We start from the raw sequence: 20163 nt of genomic DNA on the forward strand, positions 1-20163 counted from the left end.
GATCCATATAAGGTTGCTGCTGTTGTTGCGGTTGATTCATAAACGACACTTCAAACGGCTGGTAATAATTCTGATTTCCATAATGAGGCTCGAAAGGATACATATTATATCGTAAATATGTATCCGTGTTATATTGGTACATATTTTGCTGTGCATATGGATTAGATTGCTGATATACGTTAGATTGTTGAAACATGCATTCTCTCCTCCTTCACATAAGTTTCTACATATATAATATGTACTTTTAAAATAATTTGTGTGACGGAGTATCTGTCTATTTTTGTCGGAAGTTTAAATTTTTAAAAAATTAAAAAAGAAAACCCTTCCATGCTATGATAATAAAGAAGAAGATTCTCATGGGGGAGGAATCAACATGGTATTAGGGGATTTAAAACAAGCGTTTTCTCAAAAAAAAGGGTATTACACAGAGAATGTAAATGAACTGTTAGACTTTGCGAGACATTGGTATCTCGAAGGAAAAATATGTATTTCAGATTACCGAACATTAATAAAAGAATTAGAAATAAACGGTGCAACAAAACCTACAACAATGACAGAAGCATAAAAAAAACAAGAGGGCTCTCCCTCTTGTTACTTACATTGCTCAATTATATTTTGCAAAGTATACGAAATAGCTTGATGTGTTTCAAAGAATCGCTTACCTTTACCTTTATTTACAAAACATTGCAACACATTTGTCTGTAAATTATCGTACACTTGATCAATTTGCTGTACATGTATATACTTTGGTTTTTCTTCCTTAATCCATGTATAAGCTAATTCTTTCCACACCTTTAATTCCTCATCTACCATATCTACAAATGGTTTCATATCTTTATAAAAATCGTATTCAATCATTTCTCTTTTTTTTACATCAGCTTCATTATTATACTGCATGAGTTTTTCTGAAGACTGTATTAATGCTTCATACTTCATTTCATTCCCACCTTATTATGCACTCACTACGACGTTTTGAAATGCCTTCACCCAATTCCCTTTTTCTTCGTGATGCACTAATTTATTTTCCATATGCTCAATATGCATTTCTGTTATTTCTATCTTATTACATATTTTTTCACTCTTATCCTTCAATGCATGATTCATTCTAATCCCTATATTCATTTCCAGCAAATCGAGAGAACTTAACACTTGATCCATTGTCTTCATTACATCTTCCTTCTGAACCATCGCCATATACAAAACGCCCCCTTCTTTGCTTTTCCTTTGTCATGTAATTTCGCCGAATGATTCCTCACTCCTGCCCACATGACAAAACTAGTTGTTATTCGTCAAAGAAATCATTTTGTATGTCATTTATAGAAATGGTAACAATACAAAAAGGAGGTGTATGAAAATGGCAAAGAACAAAAACGAAAAAAAGAAAAAACAAAACAAACAAAATAAACCCGAGACTGGCAATCCAAAGTTAGATGGTCCAAACTTCCCTGCTACATAAAGTGAAACTTTAATCAGTCGGGGATTTTTACCCTCCATTGATTATTAGTCTTCACCAATCGGGCTTTTACAAAAAGCTAATTTTTGAAGCACCCTTAATCTCTTATGTTCATTACGTTTTGAGATTAAATTTTCCGAACACATGGCAGGATTACTTCACATTAAGAAGTCCCGTCTTCATAAATGAAGACGGGACTTCTTTTTTATTATATCACGAACTCATCCATCCTTTTAACAAAACGATTTACAATAGAAACAACATAGATTTGCTCCCTCTTTCTTTCATACCATTCTGTTATATCAACTTCACCTTTATACCCTTCCGGTAAAAACAACTCATTTATTTCCGTATCTCTACAAAACCAATCTCTCATACTTATTTCTTTATGTGCAACGACAGGATAAACCTCTCTAAGGGCTCGCGTACAAGATTTTCTCGCTCCTCTTACATAACATTCATAATCTGCTCTTGATCCTGTGTGTATAGTTTGCAATGCAAACCTATGGAATAAGCTTTTATAATTCGGATGAAACAGTAAATCCGCTAATTTCTTCCCTAATTCTATACGCTTTTGTAACGTTTCAAATTGATAAACTGAAAAACCATACATCCTCCCTTCAACGGTTGGAAAAATAACAGCACTAATATGAAGCATTTCTTGCAATTTAAAAAGTACAGTATGGAATACATGTTTTTTAAAATATGCATTCTCAATAACTGGTTTTTGAATTTTATTTTGCTCATTTATAATAAGCGCTGTCATGAGCCTATTTATATCTTTTTTCTCCCAAAAATATATCCATTCTTTTTCCATAAAAATTGATACGTTGAAATATTGTAACAAATAGAATAGCGGTACCTGCCTCTTCTTACTTTCTTCGTATAACAATAGCTGAGGAAATGCATCTAAAAAAATAAGCCAATTCGCTTCTTCATAAGTCAGAAACAAATGTTTTTTTACCGTTTGAGGTAAAACAGTAGCATAATACCTCCCTTTTAAATCAGTCATATTCCATCCCGCATTTCTCGAGACCATACTTGCTAAAAAAGCCCACCTAATTTCACTATTTCTTACATAAAATTCTTGATAGGACTGTGTTCGAGAAATGTTGTCCATATTAGCTATTTCTATTCTCCTCTTAATGTTGTAAACGATTGTTTTTTCTTCTTCTGTACAGACCATATTTTTACGATATTGTTTAATTTTTTCATAATCATTCCAAGTAAACATGAATAAGTCATCATACCTTTCTTCAAAAAGGTCACATCTTTTTTCATTTTTTGTTATAATCACCTTTGTAAGTAATTCTTAGCAAGTTGGGAGTGGACACACTATGACCATTCGTTACCCAAACGGAAAACGATACAATCAAGCTTCACAACCTCATAAAACACCAATTAAAAAACATACTTATAGTAATAGAGGTATGTCCCTGGAAGAGGAATTGAATGAAACAAATGAATATTACTTAACCCATAATATTGCATGCGTACATAAAAAACCTACTCCTCTTCAAATTGTAAAAGTAGATTACCCCGCTCGAAGTGCTGCAGTGGTAAAAGAAGCGTATTTTAAACAACCTTCTACAACAGATTACAACGGTGTATATAAAGGGAAATACATCGATTTTGAAGCGAAAGAAACAAAAAATAAAACCAGCTTTCCACTTCAAAACTTCCACCTTCATCAAATTGAACATATGAAGCAAGTAATCGCTCATAATGGAATTGCATTTGTCATTATTAAATTTACACTTTTTGATGAACTTTATTTATTAGATGCAAAACATATTATTGTATTTTGGAATCGTCAAAATACTGGTGGACGGAAATCGATTACGAAAGAAGAAATAGAAGAGCATGGATCTTTATTATCATGCGGTTATCACCCTCGGATTGATTATATCCGTGTACTAGACACGGTTTATTTTTCGTGATAGAGTCATCACTAAGGCTCTTTTTTCGACTTTTGGGGAGAGAATGAAAGGTAGGAGAAAGTATAATGTCAGATAATTATCGTTCTCGTACAGAACGAAATCATGTAAAAAATCAAAAGCAAGAAACAAATAAAGAGAAAAAACCAAAGAAAAAAGGCTCCTTTTTTAAAAAATTCCTTATAGGTTGTCTACTTCTTGGTATCGTTGGTCTTGTAGCTAGCGTTTCCGCTTTCTTTGTTATGGTGAAGGACGCTCCAAAATTAGACAAATCAAAACTTGTCAATCCTTTATCAACAAAGTTTCTTGATAAGAATGGGAACTTTTTCTATGAATATGGTGCTGAAAAACGAACCCACGTTACGTATGATCAAATTCCAAAGGTAGTTGAAAGTGCATTCCTTGCAACTGAGGATTCACGTTTCTATGATCATAATGGAATTGATTTTAAACGAACTACAAAAGCAGTTATGGAAAATGTCACTGGAGGGTTCGGATCTCAAGGTGGTAGTACGATTACACAACAAGTAGTCAAAAACTATTTTCTAACGATGGACAAAACTGCAAAGAGAAAAGTACAAGAATGGTACCTATCTTACAAATTAGAGCAACAATACTCTAAACATGAGATCTTAGAAATGTACTTAAATAAGATTAACTTAGGTAACCGTTCGTACGGTATTGCAACAGCTGCCAAAAAATATTATAACAAAGATTTAAAAGACTTACAGTTACATGAAGCTGCAATGCTTGCAGGTTTACCCCAAGGTCCTAATATTTATGATCCAACAAAAAAAGACAACGTTGAACGAGCTACACAACGTCGTAACGTCGTATTATCATTAATGAATCGACATGGTTATATAACAAAAGATGAAATGAATAACGCAATGAACATCTCTGTAACTGAGGGTCTTCAACCGTCTTCAGAAGTAACTGAGATGAAGTATCAAGCATTTTTAGATGCTGTTGTAAAAGAAGTTGAAAAAGAATATCCCGATATAAATATCGGTTCAGATGGTTTAACAATTCATACAACACTTGATCAAGATGCTCAAGATTACGCTGATAAAATTATGGACGGCAATCTTATTAAGTATCCGAACGATCAATTCCAAGGATCATTCGTATTTATGGATACACAATCTGGAGAAGTTCGAGCAATTGGAGCTGGGCGTAAAGAAAGTAAGTCTACTTTCAAAGGTCATAATATGGCCATCGATTTAAAACGCCAAGTTGGTTCAACAATGAAACCAATTTTCGACTACGGTCCAGCAATTGAGAATTTACAATGGTCTACATACCATCAATTAAATGACTCAGAGTATACGTATTCCAATGGTAAAAAAATACGAAATGCAACAAATAGTTACAAAGGTGACGTTTCACTACGTGAAGCTTTGAAAAAATCATTAAACATCCCAGCTTTAAAGACAGCCCAACAGGTTGGTCTTCCTAAGTCACAAGCGTTTGCTGAAGGCTTGGGTATGACATTTAAAGACGGCAAAACATATGAATCAACAGCAATTGGTAGTAACGATAGTTCTCCATTAGAACTAGCAGGTGCATATGCCGCATTTGGTAATGACGGTGTATATAATAAGCCTCATTTCGTAAAAGAAGTCATCTTCCCAGATGGGAAAAAGAAAAACTTTAAGCCGAAAGAACAACGTGCAATGCACGACTATACAGCATATATGGTTACTGACGTACTTCGTGACGTAGTAAAACCTGGGTCTGGTGGTACAGGTCCAACAGCATACGTTTCAGGTATAGACGTAGCAGGTAAAACAGGAACACAAAACTTTGATGAATCAGTTATAAAAAAATATGGCATACCAGCTGATGCAAACAGAGATAGTTGGTTCGCTGGATATTCACCGCAATATACAATGGCAGTGTGGACTGGTTACGAAAAAGATAGCCCAGAAAATTACATTGGTGATCGCTCTACTAGAATTGCACAGCAAATGTTCCAAGTAATGATGAGTAAATTCGCTACAGATAAAACTCGTTTCGAACGCCCTTCTTCTGTACAAGAATTAAATGGTGAATTGTACGTAAAAGGTGCTAAAAAAGATGCAATTAAACAAATTAAAGTAGATGCACCTAGTGGTCTTAATGTCACTTTCGATGGCGCTAGCACAGTTACACTAAACTGGTCTGGACCAGCAGAAGTTGATGCGTATGCCGCAAGCTATAAAGCGACTGACGGTTCAAGTGGTAGTTTATCAATAAAAGGTACAACAGCTACTCTTGGGGGTATTAAACCAGGCGTTACTTACAGCTTCTCTGTAGTAGCGAAAAAAGGTACTGGAACAAGCCCTGCAGTTGGTGCATCCTTCACTGCACCTGGCGGAACTCCAGACCCGAAGAAAGCTGAAGAAGAGGCTAAGAAGACGGCTGAAGAAGAAGCTAAGAAAAAAGCTGATGAGGAAGCTCAGAAAAAAGCGAATGAAGATAAACTAAAACAAGAAGAAGCTAAGAAAAACGCTGATGAAGAGCAGCGTAAACAACAAGAGCAACAAGAACAACAACGTAAACAACAAGAAGAAGCTCAGAAAAAGGCTGCTGAAGAAGAAGCCGCTAGAAAGAAAGCCGAAGAAGAAGCTGCTAGAAAGAAAGCTGAAGAAGAGGCTGCTAGAAAAAAAGCTGAAGAAGAACAGCAGAAACAACAAGAGCAACAACAGCAAGAACAACAAAATACCGGTGGAGATACACCTCACGCAGACGGAAATGTTGTTACAACAGAGTCTTAATACAAAAAAGAAGTCCTTTCTCTTAACGAGAAAAGGACTTCTTTTTTGTTATCATTTTCTTTACGTATAGCTTTTCTATTTCAATATACAACTGCGCTAACTGAATATAGGAATGATAATTATTCGGTTTCTTTATAATGAATGAATATCTCTCCATAAAATTAACTGGTTGCACTTCCAATTCACTCGTAAAATCTTCTATTTTATTCAAACTATGAACAGGTTGCTCATTTAGCCAATATACAATTGATAATAAATGTGCTGCAAAAAGAATCATCGGACCTTCAGCTTCTTGTTTCTTTCTGTTTCGAAATAAAGTAGCAATGTCCTCATGATTATTTTTCCATACATTCAACATTACCGGAATACTGTTTTCAATTTCATTCCATGGCTCATATCGTCTTTCAATATCATATATAAAATAAGTCTTTTGTATTGTTTCTTCAAAAGATTGTTCTGTATAATACGCAATCGAATTTATACTTTCTTTAAAAAATGGTAAGCACCGAAATTCTCTCGGTATTTCTATAACTCGCTCCATCCTTTATTTCCCCTTCATTCGCTTCTTTCCTTCTCGACATACTTCTAGTAAAGGGCACTCTTCACATTGTGGTCGCTGTGCCTTGCAGTGATAACGTCCAAAGAAAATCATACGGTGATGTGTAACGCTCCATTCATCCATCGGAATTTTCTTCATTAACGTCTTTTCTACTTCTAACACCGAATCTTTCCATCTACAAATCGCTAACCGTTTACTCACTCTCTCTACATGCGTATCAACAGCAATTGCCGGAATACCAAACGCTACCGAAACAACTACGTTTGCTGTTTTCCGACCTACACCTGGTAACTTTGTAAGCTCATCTCGATCCTTCGGCACTTCCCCATTGTAATCATCTAATAACATTCTGCACAATTTCTGAATGTTTTTTGCTTTATTTCTATACAATCCAATAGAACGTATATCTTGTTGTAATTCTTCTAGAGAAACACTTAAATAATCTTCTGGTGTTTTATATTTTTGAAATAAATTTTTCGTCACTTTATTTACAAGTGCATCTGTACATTGTGCAGATAATGCTACTGCGATTACTAATTCAAACGGATTATCATGAATTAATTCACAATGTGCTTCTGGGTACATATCCGCCATTGTATCTAAACAATAGCGAATTTGCGTTTTATTTAACATACACTTCCTCCTATATTACTGCTCCAACCAATTATAAAAAGGCACTTTCCCAGTAAATTTCGTCTCTTGTTTTGTCGTTTGCTGCGTTCGTTGTTGATTTGCTCTAAATTTTCGTCCTTGGTTTTGGGCTTGATCTACTGTTTTAATACCATTCTTTTTCCACTCAAATAAAATACGATCAATATATCGGAAATTAAGCTTACCACTCATTACGGCTTCTCTGAGGGCCGCTTGAATTAAATTCGGATGATGTTGATCTTGATCTTCCCACATTCCCAATGTCTCACATTCAAATGGAGAAAGTGGTCTTCCAAATTCTTTTTCAAATACTGTATATAAATTTACTTGCAATTGTTTTATTTCTTTTTGTTCTTCCTCTATTGATTCATTCATTAAGAAATGCAATATTTTTTCCCAAAGCGGTTGTAAAGAATAACTTTCACACATCATCGCTTCTGATTTTTGTCCACCTTCTAATGATAAAAAACCTTTTTGAATCAATGTCTGAATTACTTCCATACATTTCATTTCACTAATCGTCATCCGTTCTGAAATCTCTGACGGAGTCGGAAATGTATTACCCGATTCTAAAAATGTGTGTACATGAAGTACAACCATAAATTCCGTTTCATTTAACCCTAATTTTTTATAATGCATCATAAGTAATTTTGGAATTGCAATGCTTCCCTGCTCAAACCATTGTAACATCATTTTCTTTTTCATCACCAAACACCTCGCTCTCTAGTATAACACACCTTTCGCTATTTCTTTTTGCCACAATTCGTCAAAAAAACCTCCCTATTATGTAGGAAGGTTTTTTGTATTGCGTTAATAAAATATACAATTAAGCTTGCACTTTACTTTTCATAAACGTATGAATGCGCTCTAACGCTTTCTCTACTTGTTCAAGAGATGTCGCATATGATAAACGAACGTTATTTGGAGCACCAAATCCTGTACCTGGTACAAGAGCCACTTTTTCCTCTTCTAATAGAGCTTTTGCCCAATCATCAACGTTTTCGTATCCTGATAAAGCTACAGCTTCTTTTACATTAGGGAATAAGTAAAATGCACCTTGTGGTTTAATGCAAGTAAAGCCAGGGATTTGAATTAATTTATCATAAATAATGTTTAATCTCTCTTCAAATGCTTGACGCATTGTTTCTACAGGTTCTTGTGAGCCTGCATATGCCGCGATTGCGCCGTATTGAGCGATTGAAGTAGGGTTTGACGTACTATGACTCGCTAAGTTCGTCATCGCTTTAATAAGCTGCTTATTTCCTGCTGCATATCCAATACGCCATCCTGTCATAGAATGAGATTTAGATACACCATTAATAATAAGTGTTTGTTCTTTTAATGCATTAGAAAGCTGGGCAACCGAAGTATATTCTGCTCCACCATAAATTAATTTTTCATAAATTTCATCTGAAACGATTAAAATATCATGTTCTAAACATACTTCTCCAAGCTGTTGTAATTCTTCTTTGCTGTAAATCATTCCTGTTGGATTGCTCGGTGAATTAATAATAACTGCTTTCGTTTTCTCTGTAATTGCCTCACGCAGCTGCTTCGCTGTAATCTTGTATTCATTGTCTTCAAGGCCTTCTACATAAACCGGCTTACCACCAGCAAGCTTTACTTGTTCCGGATAACTTACCCAGTAAGGCGTAGGGATGATAACTTCATCTCCTTCATCAAGTAATACTTGGAATAATGTATATAATGCATGCTTTGCGCCGTTACATACAATAATTTCGGAAGAATCATACGCAATTCCTTGATCGCGAGTAAACTTCTTCACAATCTCTTGTTTTAAAGCTTGTAATCCACCTGTTGGTGTATACTTCGTATGTCCTTCTAACATCGCTTTATGTGCAGCATCCATAATATGTTCTGGCGTATTAAAGTCAGGTTCTCCTGCCCCTAATCCAATTACATCATGACCTTCAGCTTTTAATGCTTGTGCCTTTGCTGTAATTTCTAAAGTTGCAGATGGTGTTAAAGCAGCTACTCGCTTTGCTAATTTCATTTGTAGTTCCCCCTACATCTATTTTTCAATGCTATATCGTTTTAAAAACTGACCATCTTGAAATGCAAGATTGTAGTAACTATAACGATTGTCATCATCAATATATGTAACTTCCCATAGTGGTATATTGTTTTCAACGCCTAATTTTACTTTTAAAATTTCTTTAGGCCTACTCTTGGGCTCTTTACTGTCATCTCCGACTTGTTCAATCGTTCTTTGTAAAGCATCTTTTTCGGAAATACCTTCGCTCTTTTTCCTTACTATAGTTTCCCCTTTTTTCTCAGGCACCCAAACAATAAGTTGTTCTCCTTTTTCATCTGTACCTTGTACGACTGTATATGAAGATTCTCCGTTATAATAATCAACAGATTTTACTTTTGTAAGCTTTGCCTTCTCTTTCGCAATTTCTACAGATTTTGCCTCTTTAGGGATTTTCTTTTCCATTGCTTTATTATAAACATACGCCCCATATATTCCGCTAGCAACGATTACGATAACGATTGCAAAGATCCACTTTTTCATTGTATCACTACGTTCTGTAAATCGTAAATACAGCTGTTTCTTTATCTTTTTCGTCTAATGCTAATCCGAACATGAGGTCCTGCTCTTTTAACGTACGATTCAAACTATCAACGACTTTATACAAGTCAGACGAATATTTAAGACGCGTCGTTGATAGGACTTCGATTTTCTTATCCATGAAAAAACTCCTCCGTTACACAAAAATTTCTAATTATAGAAGAACGCAATGCGGTTACAATAAGAGTACATTCTTTACAACCCCTGCTTCATCACCCATCTATTATAGCAGGACATGTACTGCAAAAAAAGGTTTCAAGTCGAAAACCAATACATTTTGTATACAAGAAGTAAGAAAAATAAAATTCCTCCTACCCACATTTTTTACGCCTGAAGTTTAAATGTACTTCAGGCGTATTTTTCTTCCAATTTTATTCAGTTGGCCGTTCTCTTAATTGTTCTAACAATTCTTCTAAAGGGCCTTCATAAAGCGGGACAGTTGGGATTGATTGTAAAAAACGTTTCCCATAAGAAGCGCTTGTCAAACGACGATCTAATACAAATACCGTTCCGGTATCTGTACTTGTTCTAATCAGACGACCAAATCCTTGTTTGAAACGTAAGATTGCTTGCGGGAGTGCTAACTTAGCGAATACGTCTTCTCCTTGATTTTTTAACCACTCTCCTTTTGCTTCCATCATCGGTTGATGAGGAGGTGTAAAGGGAAGCCGGACAATAACAAGACAACTAAGGGCATCTCCAGGTATATCTATCCCTTCCCAAAAACTACTTGTTCCTAACAAAATCGATTTGTCGAATTCTTGAAATTTACGGATGAGACGACTTCGGCTCTTATTATTCACACTTTGCGTTAATAATAAATACCCTTCTAATTCCTCATCGTTTTTCAAATTCGTATACGTTTCTTTCAACATTTCATACGAAGTGAACAAAACAAGCATTCTACCTTTTGTAGCTTTCGCTATTTTTGCAATATGTGCTGACACAGATTCAATATACTCTTCATTACTTGCTTGCTTAATAAACGGCACATCTGTTGAAACCATTAATTTCATCTGTTCTTCAAAATGGAATGGTGACGGGACCTGTAATGTATTTGGAGCAAAATCATGTAAACCTAGCTCCTCTTTTATATAGTCAAATGAATCATTTACTGTTAACGTTGCTGATGTGAAAATAACACTCTTTTTTTGTGTTAAAAATTCATCCGCAAATCTTTCACCAATATGAACAGGCTGTGCATATAAAACCGTTGAATGAATTGTTCCCTTCGTTTCAGTTTCCATCCATGTCACGTATGAATTTTTTTCTAAAATGAGTAACTGTAAAGATTGTTCCATCTTTCTCAACAACTCAATTAAATGCATAAATTCACCTGTAACAACATGCATCTCCCATTCTAATTTACTTTGCAATATTTCAACTTGCTTCTCAAGTGCATTCAACAGTTTTCTTACATCGTATACAAAACGATTTGTTAACTCGGTAATACTATCCCATAACTTACCTTTCTCTACTTCCGTGTTATATCGATAAATGAGTGGCATATTGCTTATCCCTTGTTCCTGCTTTGTTTGCTTAAAGATAAAAGCACGTAACATTTGGAATAGCTCATCCGCATCAAATTTCAATTCCTTCAAACTATGACTCACCATACGGAAAGTTGAACGAGAGGCTTGCTCTGATTTTTTCATCATTTTATATACTTTAGAAAGTACATCATCTGTTTCTAGCGTACCAAGACGAGATAAAACTAGCTGGAAATACATACAGGAGAACTGTTCACCTAATGTTCTACTCGCCGCTTCCTCGATATGATGAGCTTCATCAAAAATAATATGTTCACATGAAGCAAATAATGGTTCTTCACTTGAAAAATCTTGAAATAATAAAGCATGATTTGTTATGACGATATCTGCAAATAATGCTTTATTCTTTGCTCGTTGATAAAAACAACGGCTATACCAGTTGCTTTGTATCCCACCTGGACTATGCACATCGCTACAAATACGGTTCCAAAGTAACTTTCCGCCCTCAGGAATATTTAATTCATCCCGGTCACCAGTTTCCGTTTGCAATAACCACACTAAAATTTTTGCCTTTGTGAGCGCCATATCATAATTTTTCTCTTCCTCTTGCAAAGCATATTCAAATTTATGTAGACAAAGATAATGCTTTCTTCCTTTCAAAAGAGCTACTTCAAATGAAAATGGCATTATTTTCTGTAATAACGGAATTTCTTTTTCTAATATTTGTTGTTGCAGTTGTACTGTTTGGGTACTTATGATGACAGGTTCCTCTTTTTTCGTTGCAAAATAAATACTTGGAAGTAAATATGCAAGAGTCTTTCCTGTTCCTGTTCCTGCTTCAATTAGCGAGAACCTAGAATCTCTTAGTGCTGTATATATTTCCTTCATCATAATTTGTTGGCTTTCTCTTTTTTCAAACTTTGGCATATTCAATTCAAGTTTATCAATTGTCTTATGCAAGAAAGCATCAAATTTAGATGAACATGTTTCACTGAGATTTAAAGAATAATTCCGTTTTCGAAGTGCAATATTTCGATACACTTCATACCCCTCAGCCGCTTTTTTACCGTGCATCATTTTCTTTAAAATATTTTCAGAAAGTACATCCGCTATATCACTTTGAAAAACATCGCTTAATTCATAGAGCGATTGCAAGGTGACAAGTGGTAACTTTTCAATTTCATTTAAAAATTGTAAAAACAATTCCGCTGTTGCAAGAGCATCACTATCCGCACGATGCGGTTGATCGTGCTCTAGTTCGTGTTGTTTAGCTAAATCACGTAATTTATAACTATCAGCTGTCGGCAAAAGAATTTGCGCCAACTCAACTGTATCAACTTTTGGACAATGTATTTCTGTATATCCAGCCTGCCTTAATTCTTCCGTTAAAAAATTCCAATCAAAGTGAACGTTATGTGCAACAAAAGCTGCACCTTGTAATAGCTCAACAACCATCGGGGCTACATCTTGAAATAACGGGGCTTGCTTAACCATACTCTCATCAATCCCTGTTAACTCTGTAATAAATGGCGGAATCTCTCTCTTCGGATTAATAAAAGATGAAAAAATTTCTAATATCTCTCCATCTTCCACTACAACAGCTGCAATTTGGGTAATTTTATCTTTCCCATCCTTCCAGGAGTTCCCTGTCGTCTCTAAATCCACAACGACATAACGCTTACTCATATATGTAACACCTCAATTTCTTACCTATCAAACACAAAATTATATAATGTTACTATACCACGTTTTATCTCATCTTAATGAAAAGATGCACAAAAAAGCTATCTCCGTAATAGAGATAGCCTGCTCACTTATAATATCGTACCCGCTTTTTCAGCACCTAACATTTCAATAATTTGATTATTATCGTCTAATACTGCAATTTTCGGCTCTTGTTTATGAATATTTTCTTCTGCCACTAAACCGTAGCAAATAATAATAACTTTATCCCCTGGTTGCACAAGCCTTGCAGCTGCACCATTTAAACAAACAACACCGCTACCGCGTTCTCCCTTAATAACATATGTCTCTAAGCGAGCACCATTATTGTTATTTACAATTTGTACTTTTTCATTTTCTACAATATTTACTGCATCCATTAAATCTTCATCAATTGTAATACTACCTACATAATTTAAATTTGCTTCTGTTACTGTTGCGCGGTGTAACTTCGCTCTCATCATTGTGCGAAACATAGATGCTCCCCCTTATTCAACCGTTAATGTTATATTGTCAATTAATCGTACATTCTCAAATTTAACTGCGATCGCTAAAATAATTCGTCCTTCAATTTCATCCATTTCTTGTAGTGAAGGATAAGCATATAAATCAACATAATCTACAGTTCCTTTCGTATACGTCTCAATATACTCTTTCACAAGAGTTGTAATGATTTCTGCATTACGTTCGCCTGCCTCAATTCTCTCCTTCGCTACACATAGACTGCGGTATAATTGAGGGGCCTCTTCACGCTCTTCTTGTGATAAATACACGTTACGAGAACTCTTCGCTAATCCGTCTTCTTCCCTTACAATATCTACTGGTACGATCGTAACCGGAATATTAAAATCAGCGACAAATCCTTCAATAACAGCAACTTGCTGCGCATCTTTCATACCGAAATAAGCACGCGTTGGTAATGTAATATTAAATAGTTTCATTAGTACAGTCGCAACACCAGCGAAATGACCAGGTCTTTGTTTGCCACATAATACATCGGTACGCTTCACAACTTCTACTGTTGTCGTTTGTTCTACTGGATACATTTCTTCTACGCTCGGATAAAATAAATAATCTACACCGTTTTCTTTTGCTACATTTTCATCTCTATCAATATCACGAGGGTATCGATCTAAATCTTCATTCGGTCCAAACTGTAGCGGATTAACAAACACGCTTAACACTACAATTTCATTTTCTTTTCTTGCCTGACGTAATAAAGTCGCATGCCCTTCATGTAAATAACCCATCGTTGGGACAAAACCAATACTTTTTCCACTTGCATGCAGTTCTTTTGTAATTTGCTGCATCTCTTGCACTGTAGTTACGATTTTCATTATTGTTTTCCTCCGTATAACGCTAAGCACTCTTCCTCTTTCATTGTGAATGAATGTTTTTCTTCTGGAAATTGCCCTGTCTTTACTTCAGTAACGTATTGTGAAATCCCTCGTACAATCTCCCCTTGAACAGACGTATATTGCTTCACGAATTTCGGAACACGATTTACGCCGTATGAGATAAGATCATGATAAACAAGTACTTGCCCATCTACTTTTTTCCCTGCTCCAATTCCAATCGTCGGAATTGTTAATTGCTTCGAAATTAATTCCGCTAATTGCATTGGCACACATTCTAACACAAGCGCAATTGCACCAGCTTCCTCACATCTCTTCGCATCTTCTATTAATTTCCTTGCACTTTCAGCATCTTTTCCTTGTACTTTATACCCACCTAGTACTCCTACAGATTGAGGAGTTAAGCCTAAGTGCGCCACGACAGGAATTCCCGCGTTCGTCAAGTAATGAATCGTTGATACCACTTCCCCTGCACCTTCTACCTTCAGTGCATGAGCACCACTTTCTTGAACGATGCGGCGTGCATTCACCATCGTATCTTGCAGCGACACATGGTACGACATAAATGGCATATCAGTTACAATAAACGTCTCTTTCGCTCCTCGGCGTACAGCTTTCGTATGATGAATCATATCCTCTACTGTTACAGGTACTGTTGAATCGTAGCCGAGCACAACCATCCCAAGGGAATCTCCAACTAGAATCATATCAACTTCAGCTTCTTCTGCTAACTTAGCAGATGGGTAATCATACGCCGTTAGCATTGTAATCGGCTCACCTTGCTCTTTCATTTTCAAAAAATCTGTTTTTGTTTTCAAAAACTACTCCTCCTTTATGCAGGAGAGAGGAGATGGCCGAAATCATATAAAAAACCCCTCTGGCCATAAAAGGGCAGAAGGGTTGTGTGTTAGTCGGCATTATTCATCCCTCTGTCCCAGTCCGTTATTGGATCAAGGCAGAATCCAAGTTATTATTTTTCATATTGCTTCGAATCATGGTGCAGTTCGATCTGATACTGCCCACATTCGAACTAATTATAGCAAACTCCAAAAAGGAATTACTACATTTTTTTGAAAAAATAATTTTTATCCCCATTACGGTATGTGAAATTTTTACAATTAACGCACTTATAGAAAGGAGAAACAGCTTTTTTACATGCATTGTATAACTCGTGAACTAATGATGCAGGTTAATTGGGGAAAGTACTTACAAAAGGAGAATTACGAATGTCTATGAACAAATGGTTATTTCGATTCACCGGTCTACTTGTGATAATTGTAGGGATGATAACTTTTAGCTCCTTCCATGCATTTGCCTCAGTTAACGTCGTAACACAACCTATCGATGCAACGAAAGTCATTGAAGTTGAACTGAATGATGATTACTTTAACCCTAATGTCGTCACGATTCCGATTGAACAATCCACAACCTTTCTTTTGAAAAACAAAGGTAAAAGCGAGCACACCTTTACAGTAAAAAAACTCGGCATTGACGTCGTAGTCGAGTCAGGAAAAGAAAAAAACATTACCGTAAAACCTAAAAATACTGGTACATATGAATTAATATGCCGGTACCATCTTCTTAAAGGAATGGAAGGCAAAGTAATAGTCAAATAAAAAGAAGTTCCAAAAAGGAACTTCTTTTACTTAATTTCGATATCCGCAGAATGAATGTGATGTACTTTTCCTTCGTGGTCCTCTAGAAGCAATACACCATCCTCTGTAATTCCTTTTGCTACCCCTGTAATCGTCTCTCTCATCGTTCGAGCGGTAATTTCTTTCCCGATGCTCACAGCGTAACTTTCCCAAAGAATTTTAATGACAGAGAAACCATTTTGTAAATACTCTTCATATAATTTTTCTAGTTGTAAAAAGATTTGTTGCATAAGCTCCGCGCGAACAATCGGCTTACCAGATTCAATTGCTAAAGAAGTAGCAATATGCTGAATTTCCTCATCAAAATGTTCTTGCTTTTGATTCGCATTAATACCAATACCCATAATGACAGCATTAATTTTATCAGGATCCGCCTGCATCTCTGTTAATATACCTACAGCCTTTTTGCCTTGAATCAAAATATCATTTGGCCATTTTATTCCTACGTTTACACCCGTACACTTTTCAAGTGCTTGTGCAACGCTAACAGCCGCTAACAAAGTAAGTTGTGGTGCATGATGAACCGGGATTGATGGACGTAAAATAATACTCATCCAAATTCCAGTTCCTTTTGGCGAATACCATTTCCTGCTTAAACGACCTCTGCCCGATGTTTGTTCTTCTGCCACAACAATCGTTCCTTCTTCTGCACCTTCATAAGCAAGTTTTGCTGCAATATGCTGCGTAGATTCTACAGATTCTTCAAAATACACCGTTCTACCAATATGTTTCGTTTGTAGTCCTAACTGAATTTCATTAGCAGTCACTTTGTCTGGCTTACCCGCAATTCGATAACCTAATCGACGCACAGCTTCAAGTTCATATCCCTCATTCCGAAGGTCCTCCATATGTTTCCACACGGCGGTTCTTGAACAACCAAGTTTATCACTAATCGTTTGGCCAGATACAAACTCGCCATCCGCTTCCGAAAAAACTTGTAATAACTGCTTTCTTATAGTAGATTGCATTCTTGCAGCCACTCCCTTATACACTCTTTCTCATTAACTACATTTCCTTGTACGATTGCTTCTTCAACTTTTTGAATTATTTCAGCAACCCACGGACCTGGCTTTTTATTTGCCCAGTTTAATAAATCATTCCCAGTCACATTCATTTCTTGGCGACTCTTGATTGGCAACGCTTCAAACAACGTTTGTACTCGTTTCACAGATGTATTATCGTAGCTTTCAATCATCGCTTCATATACTCTTTCTGCCATTTCAGCGATATGAATTCCCGTTTTATAAAGAAGAATTGTATCCCAATCCTTCTCCTTTCTCGTACGGATTGTTAATAAAACTGCGACGATATCTTTTATTTTTTTATTCGAAAACTTCCATTGACGTAAAAAGACAGATGGATGCTCTTCCCCGATACAATATAAGAAAAATGCCCATGCCTCAATGTCTGTTTCAAAAGAATCCCATTTATACTGCGTAGCTTTTAACAATCTCTCTTCTGACATTTGTAAATATGGCAGATGAGAAAAGAGCTTCGTTTCTACTAATTCTTGCAAACCCTTCACGCAGTATGTGCCAGTTAACAGTTTCTCAAACTCCACTGTAATTCGCTCAATTGCTATATGTTCCAGTAAATGTCCATATGTTTCAATTGCTTGTTTCGTTTTCGTTTCTAAAGAAAAACCTAACGTACTTACGAACCGAATACCACGCATCATTCGCAGGGCATCTTCTTGAAAACGATCCGCAGCATTGCCAACTGTCACAATTTCTCTATTTTGAATCGCTTGCTGTCCAGCAAATAAATCAACCATTTTGCCTTCTTCTGTCATTGCAATTGCATTCATTGTAAAATCACGACGTTTTAAATCCTCTTGTAATGAACGAACAAATTGAACACTACTTGGTCTTCGAAAATCTTCATATTCGCTCTCTGTTCGAAAAGTAGTTACCTCATAAGGTTCACCATTTTCTACTACAATTACAGTTCCATGCTCAAGACCAACAGGAACATGTCTTGGAAATATAGCCATCACTTCTTCTGGTAAAGCAGATGTCGCAATATCAATATCTCCAATCGGCCTATCGATAATAAGATCTCGTACGCTTCCACCGACAAAGTAGGCCTCATGCCCTTGTTGCTTTAAAGTCTCGATAATAGAACTAGCTTTTTTAAATCTTTCCATTTTTGTCATCCCTTAGTACATCATAGTAAATCGTTTCATATTGTGAGACGATTTTTTCAGAGCGGAACTGCTCGTAAACACTTGCTCTCGCTCGCTCTCCCATATTACGATGAAGTTCTTCATCCTTTAATAGCTGAATGGCTTGATTTGCCACTCCTGTTGGATCGCCAACTTCACATAAATATCCTGTTTCACCATGTTGAATGACTTCTGGAATACCTCCAACCCTTGTTCCGATACAAGGTACACCACACGCCATCGCTTCTAATAAAACAAGACCAAAACTCTCTTTCTCTGATAGAAGTAACATTAAATCACTCATCGCAAGTAGCTCTGCAACATTATCTTGCTTCCCTAAGAATAAGACGCGATCTTCAATATGTAAATTTTTCACCAACTGTAAAATCGTGCAAAATTCTGGTCCATCTCCAACAAGAAGCAACTTCGCATCTACTTCTGTAACAATTTTAGCAAATGCCTGCACAACATCTTGCACACGTTTCACTTTACGGAAGTTTGAAATGTGAATGAGTATCTTTTCACTCTCACTTATACCGTATTCTTTCTTTAATTGGGTCATATCACGTTTGAAATATACACGTTCGTCTATAAAGTTATATACGGTTTGAATGTCTTTATTTGGTTTTACAAGCTCATGCGTTTCGTTAATTAATGAATGCGAGACAGCCGTCACAACATCAGATTGCTCAATACCAAAACGAATTAAATTATTTAGCGAAGGGTCGGATCCTAACACAGTAATATCTGTTCCATGCAAGGTTGTAACAATTTTAATACGCTCTCCAATCATTTGTTTTGCTAAATAAGCACAAATGGCATGTGGTATTGCGTAATGCACATGTAAAATGTCTAGATTTTCTCTTTGTGCAACCTCTGCCATTTTACTCGCTAATGCTAAATCGTATGGTGGATATTGAAATACAGAGTATTGATTTACCGTCACTTCATGAAAATAAATGTTTGGATACACTTTATTTAACCGGAATGGTAAACCCGATGTAATAAAATGAATTTCATGCCCGCGTTCCGCTAATTGCTTTCCTAATTCTGTTCCAACAACTCCAGAACCACCTACAGAAGGATAACATGTAATACCTATTTTTAATTTCATTTACATCCCCCTATTAAATCAGCATGTAATAAAACCGGTTTCTTACTCATAAACCCTTCGGCATATAAAACTCCAACTTCTTTTCCAAACATTTTCTCACGGGCAACTACAGTTTCAACGTAACCTTCTGTTAACGGCGTTTTCACACCATCACTCCCTGTTGAAAACTGACTTTCATACGCTTCTAATGCTTCCACTTTTTGCGATACGTATTCACTAATATCTATACAAAAATTCGGTTTATGAAAACCATTAATCATATAATGATAAAAAGACTCCACACGATGTGGTGGAACCTCTGGCATATATTTGCGAATTCCCGCTGAAAAAATAGCTTCTTCCACAAGTTTTGCAAAATTTGCATGATCTGGATGACGATCTTCATAATACGGCGCAAAAACTAGTTTTGGTTTATATGTACGAATTACCTTTACAATTTCACGTATATACTCTTCTTTCATATACAAACCACGGTCTGGCATCGCTAAATTTAGTCTCGTTTTTACTCCCATTATACGAGCTGCCGCCTTTGCTTCTTCTTTTCTTAACTCTATCGTTCCGTTAGAAGAAAGATCAGCTTCTGTTAAATCACAAATACCTACTTCATACCCTTGCTTCGTATATTTAGCAATGGTACCCGCCATGCCGATTTCAACATCATCGGCATGAGCACCAAACGCTAATATATGTAATCCACTCATAATTGTTCCC

22 protein-coding genes and 1 pseudogene are annotated in these 20163 nt (G+C 36.1%); 5 read left to right on the top strand and 18 right to left on the bottom strand.

Features of this window, described 5'->3' with window-relative positions; genetic code table 11:
- Positions 1-196: pseudogene (locus tag KI369_RS04830) on the bottom strand (YppG family protein); the annotation flags it as partial.
- Positions 197-373: 177 nt separating this feature from the next.
- Between KI369_RS04830 and KI369_RS04835 the strand changes: the two are divergent.
- The gene (locus KI369_RS04835) at positions 374-565 is read left to right on the top strand and encodes a YppF family protein (RefSeq protein WP_000242661.1); all 192 of its coding nucleotides are present in this window, start codon (positions 374-376) and stop codon (positions 563-565) included.
- Between the two features lie 26 nt (positions 566-591).
- Here KI369_RS04835 and KI369_RS04840 read toward each other — a convergent pair whose 3' ends face one another.
- Positions 592-936, bottom strand: coding sequence for a YppE family protein (locus tag KI369_RS04840; protein WP_212955221.1), 345 nt, complete (start codon positions 934-936; stop codon positions 592-594).
- A 15-nt stretch (positions 937-951) separates the two neighbouring features.
- Positions 952-1194: a hypothetical protein gene (locus KI369_RS04845; RefSeq protein ID WP_212955222.1), complete on the bottom strand. Its 243-nt coding sequence runs from the start codon at positions 1192-1194 to the stop codon at positions 952-954.
- A gap of 85 nt (positions 1195-1279) precedes the next feature.
- Between KI369_RS04845 and KI369_RS04850 the strand changes: the two genes are divergently transcribed.
- Positions 1280-1456: a hypothetical protein gene (locus tag KI369_RS04850; protein WP_001982922.1), complete on the top strand. Its 177-nt coding sequence runs from the start codon at positions 1280-1282 to the stop codon at positions 1454-1456.
- A 205-nt stretch (positions 1457-1661) separates the two neighbouring features.
- On the opposite strand, the gene KI369_RS04855 is transcribed toward KI369_RS04850, so the two are convergent.
- Entirely contained in the window at positions 1662-2687 is a 1026-nt protein-coding gene (locus KI369_RS04855; protein ID WP_212955223.1) for a DUF2515 domain-containing protein, read from the bottom strand.
- A gap of 103 nt (positions 2688-2790) precedes the next feature.
- Between KI369_RS04855 and recU the strand changes: the two genes are divergently transcribed.
- Both recU and KI369_RS04865 read left to right on the top strand, forming a co-directional pair.
- A complete protein-coding gene (recU, locus tag KI369_RS04860) occupies positions 2791-3393 on the top strand; it encodes a Holliday junction resolvase RecU (RefSeq protein WP_212955224.1) in 603 nt (200 codons plus the stop codon).
- Between the two features lie 65 nt (positions 3394-3458).
- Positions 3459-6149 carry a PBP1A family penicillin-binding protein gene (locus KI369_RS04865; RefSeq protein ID WP_212955225.1) on the top strand — a complete coding sequence of 897 codons (2691 nt, stop codon included), beginning with the start codon at positions 3459-3461 and terminating at the stop codon, positions 6147-6149.
- Positions 6150-6171: 22 nt separating this feature from the next.
- Here KI369_RS04865 and KI369_RS04870 read toward each other — a convergent pair whose 3' ends face one another.
- The 10 genes from KI369_RS04870 to panB form a co-directional block, all read right to left on the bottom strand.
- On the bottom strand, positions 6172-6690 hold the full coding sequence (locus KI369_RS04870; RefSeq protein ID WP_212955226.1) for a YpoC family protein: 519 nt from the start codon (positions 6688-6690) through the stop codon (positions 6172-6174).
- A 3-nt stretch (positions 6691-6693) separates the two neighbouring features.
- A complete protein-coding gene (gene nth, locus KI369_RS04875; RefSeq protein ID WP_000933025.1) occupies positions 6694-7341 on the bottom strand; it encodes an endonuclease III in 648 nt (215 codons plus the stop codon).
- Positions 7342-7356: 15 nt separating this feature from the next.
- The gene (gene dnaD, locus KI369_RS04880; RefSeq protein ID WP_144610620.1) at positions 7357-8064 is read right to left on the bottom strand and encodes a DNA replication protein DnaD; all 708 of its coding nucleotides are present in this window, start codon (positions 8062-8064) and stop codon (positions 7357-7359) included.
- 121 nt (positions 8065-8185) lie between these two features.
- Positions 8186-9373 (bottom strand): pyridoxal phosphate-dependent aminotransferase, encoded by a 1188-nt coding sequence (aspB, locus tag KI369_RS04885; RefSeq protein ID WP_212955227.1) that lies wholly within the window; start codon positions 9371-9373, stop codon positions 8186-8188.
- 18 nt (positions 9374-9391) lie between these two features.
- Positions 9392-9895 carry a cell wall elongation regulator TseB-like domain-containing protein gene (locus KI369_RS04890; protein WP_212955228.1) on the bottom strand — a complete coding sequence of 168 codons (504 nt, stop codon included), beginning with the start codon at positions 9893-9895 and terminating at the stop codon, positions 9392-9394.
- Between the two features lie 7 nt (positions 9896-9902).
- Positions 9903-10073, bottom strand: coding sequence for a YpmA family protein (locus KI369_RS04895; protein ID WP_061679511.1), 171 nt, complete (start codon positions 10071-10073; stop codon positions 9903-9905).
- A gap of 250 nt (positions 10074-10323) precedes the next feature.
- On the bottom strand, positions 10324-13128 hold the full coding sequence (gene dinG / locus KI369_RS04900; RefSeq protein ID WP_212955229.1) for an ATP-dependent DNA helicase DinG: 2805 nt from the start codon (positions 13126-13128) through the stop codon (positions 10324-10326).
- Positions 13129-13256: 128 nt separating this feature from the next.
- A complete protein-coding gene (gene panD, locus KI369_RS04905; RefSeq protein WP_000490177.1) occupies positions 13257-13640 on the bottom strand; it encodes an aspartate 1-decarboxylase in 384 nt (127 codons plus the stop codon).
- Between the two features lie 12 nt (positions 13641-13652).
- Positions 13653-14501 carry a pantoate--beta-alanine ligase gene (panC, locus tag KI369_RS04910; RefSeq protein ID WP_212955230.1) on the bottom strand — a complete coding sequence of 283 codons (849 nt, stop codon included), beginning with the start codon at positions 14499-14501 and terminating at the stop codon, positions 13653-13655.
- On the bottom strand, positions 14501-15337 hold the full coding sequence (gene panB, locus KI369_RS04915) for a 3-methyl-2-oxobutanoate hydroxymethyltransferase (protein WP_212955231.1): 837 nt from the start codon (positions 15335-15337) through the stop codon (positions 14501-14503). Before panB ends, panC begins: the two co-directional genes overlap by 1 nt.
- A 408-nt stretch (positions 15338-15745) precedes the next feature.
- Between panB and KI369_RS04920 the strand changes: the two genes are divergently transcribed.
- Positions 15746-16135: a cupredoxin domain-containing protein gene (locus KI369_RS04920; protein WP_212955232.1), complete on the top strand. Its 390-nt coding sequence runs from the start codon at positions 15746-15748 to the stop codon at positions 16133-16135.
- A gap of 26 nt (positions 16136-16161) precedes the next feature.
- Here KI369_RS04920 and KI369_RS04925 read toward each other — a convergent pair whose 3' ends face one another.
- From KI369_RS04925 to bshB1, 4 genes are read right to left on the bottom strand one after another with little or no spacing between them, the layout of a single operon-like run.
- Positions 16162-17142 (bottom strand): biotin--[acetyl-CoA-carboxylase] ligase, encoded by a 981-nt coding sequence (locus KI369_RS04925; RefSeq protein ID WP_212955233.1) that lies wholly within the window; start codon positions 17140-17142, stop codon positions 16162-16164.
- Positions 17127-18320 (bottom strand): CCA tRNA nucleotidyltransferase, encoded by a 1194-nt coding sequence (locus KI369_RS04930; RefSeq protein ID WP_212955234.1) that lies wholly within the window; start codon positions 18318-18320, stop codon positions 17127-17129. The genes KI369_RS04925 and KI369_RS04930 overlap by 16 nt, the downstream gene beginning before the upstream one ends.
- Entirely contained in the window at positions 18307-19452 is a 1146-nt protein-coding gene (gene bshA / locus KI369_RS04935; RefSeq protein ID WP_166702173.1) for an N-acetyl-alpha-D-glucosaminyl L-malate synthase BshA, read from the bottom strand. The genes KI369_RS04930 and bshA overlap by 14 nt, the downstream gene beginning before the upstream one ends.
- Complete coding sequence (gene bshB1, locus KI369_RS04940) at positions 19449-20153, bottom strand: bacillithiol biosynthesis deacetylase BshB1 (RefSeq protein WP_212955235.1); 705 nt, start codon at positions 20151-20153, stop codon at positions 19449-19451. Before bshB1 ends, bshA begins: the two co-directional genes overlap by 4 nt.
- Between the last annotated feature and the right edge of the window lie 10 nt (positions 20154-20163).

Source organism: Bacillus sanguinis (assembly GCF_018332475.1).
GTDB classification, from domain to species: Bacteria; Bacillota; Bacilli; order Bacillales; family Bacillaceae_G; genus Bacillus_A; species Bacillus_A sanguinis.

What these genes read in the sequence shown, in the direction of transcription:
- dinG (WP_212955229.1), bottom strand. Translation starts at nt 13,128, where the DNA reads ATGAGTAAGCGTTATGTCGTTGTGGATTTAGAGACGACAGGGAACTCC.
- KI369_RS04865 (WP_212955225.1), top strand. Translation starts at nt 3,459, where the DNA reads ATGTCAGATAATTATCGTTCTCGTACAGAACGAAATCATGTAAAAAAT.
- KI369_RS04920 (WP_212955232.1), top strand. Translation starts at nt 15,746, where the DNA reads ATGTCTATGAACAAATGGTTATTTCGATTCACCGGTCTACTTGTGATA.
- KI369_RS04890 (WP_212955228.1), bottom strand. Translation starts at nt 9,895, where the DNA reads ATGAAAAAGTGGATCTTTGCAATCGTTATCGTAATCGTTGCTAGCGGA.
- KI369_RS04895 (WP_061679511.1), bottom strand. Translation starts at nt 10,073, where the DNA reads ATGGATAAGAAAATCGAAGTCCTATCAACGACGCGTCTTAAATATTCG.
- panD (WP_000490177.1), bottom strand. Translation starts at nt 13,640, where the DNA reads ATGTTTCGCACAATGATGAGAGCGAAGTTACACCGCGCAACAGTAACA.
- aspB (WP_212955227.1), bottom strand. Translation starts at nt 9,373, where the DNA reads ATGAAATTAGCAAAGCGAGTAGCTGCTTTAACACCATCTGCAACTTTA.
- bshB1 (WP_212955235.1), bottom strand. Translation starts at nt 20,153, where the DNA reads ATGAGTGGATTACATATATTAGCGTTTGGTGCTCATGCCGATGATGTT.
- dnaD (WP_144610620.1), bottom strand. Translation starts at nt 8,064, where the DNA reads ATGAAAAAGAAAATGATGTTACAATGGTTTGAGCAGGGAAGCATTGCA.
- KI369_RS04870 (WP_212955226.1), bottom strand. Translation starts at nt 6,690, where the DNA reads ATGGAGCGAGTTATAGAAATACCGAGAGAATTTCGGTGCTTACCATTT.
- recU (WP_212955224.1), top strand. Translation starts at nt 2,791, where the DNA reads ATGACCATTCGTTACCCAAACGGAAAACGATACAATCAAGCTTCACAA.
- bshA (WP_166702173.1), bottom strand. Translation starts at nt 19,452, where the DNA reads ATGAAATTAAAAATAGGTATTACATGTTATCCTTCTGTAGGTGGTTCT.
- KI369_RS04930 (WP_212955234.1), bottom strand. Translation starts at nt 18,320, where the DNA reads ATGGAAAGATTTAAAAAAGCTAGTTCTATTATCGAGACTTTAAAGCAA.
- panC (WP_212955230.1), bottom strand. Translation starts at nt 14,501, where the DNA reads ATGAAAATCGTAACTACAGTGCAAGAGATGCAGCAAATTACAAAAGAA.
- KI369_RS04925 (WP_212955233.1), bottom strand. Translation starts at nt 17,142, where the DNA reads ATGCAATCTACTATAAGAAAGCAGTTATTACAAGTTTTTTCGGAAGCG.
- KI369_RS04835 (WP_000242661.1), top strand. Translation starts at nt 374, where the DNA reads ATGGTATTAGGGGATTTAAAACAAGCGTTTTCTCAAAAAAAAGGGTAT.
- KI369_RS04840 (WP_212955221.1), bottom strand. Translation starts at nt 936, where the DNA reads ATGAAGTATGAAGCATTAATACAGTCTTCAGAAAAACTCATGCAGTAT.
- KI369_RS04855 (WP_212955223.1), bottom strand. Translation starts at nt 2,687, where the DNA reads ATGTTTACTTGGAATGATTATGAAAAAATTAAACAATATCGTAAAAAT.
- KI369_RS04845 (WP_212955222.1), bottom strand. Translation starts at nt 1,194, where the DNA reads ATGGCGATGGTTCAGAAGGAAGATGTAATGAAGACAATGGATCAAGTG.
- nth (WP_000933025.1), bottom strand. Translation starts at nt 7,341, where the DNA reads ATGTTAAATAAAACGCAAATTCGCTATTGTTTAGATACAATGGCGGAT.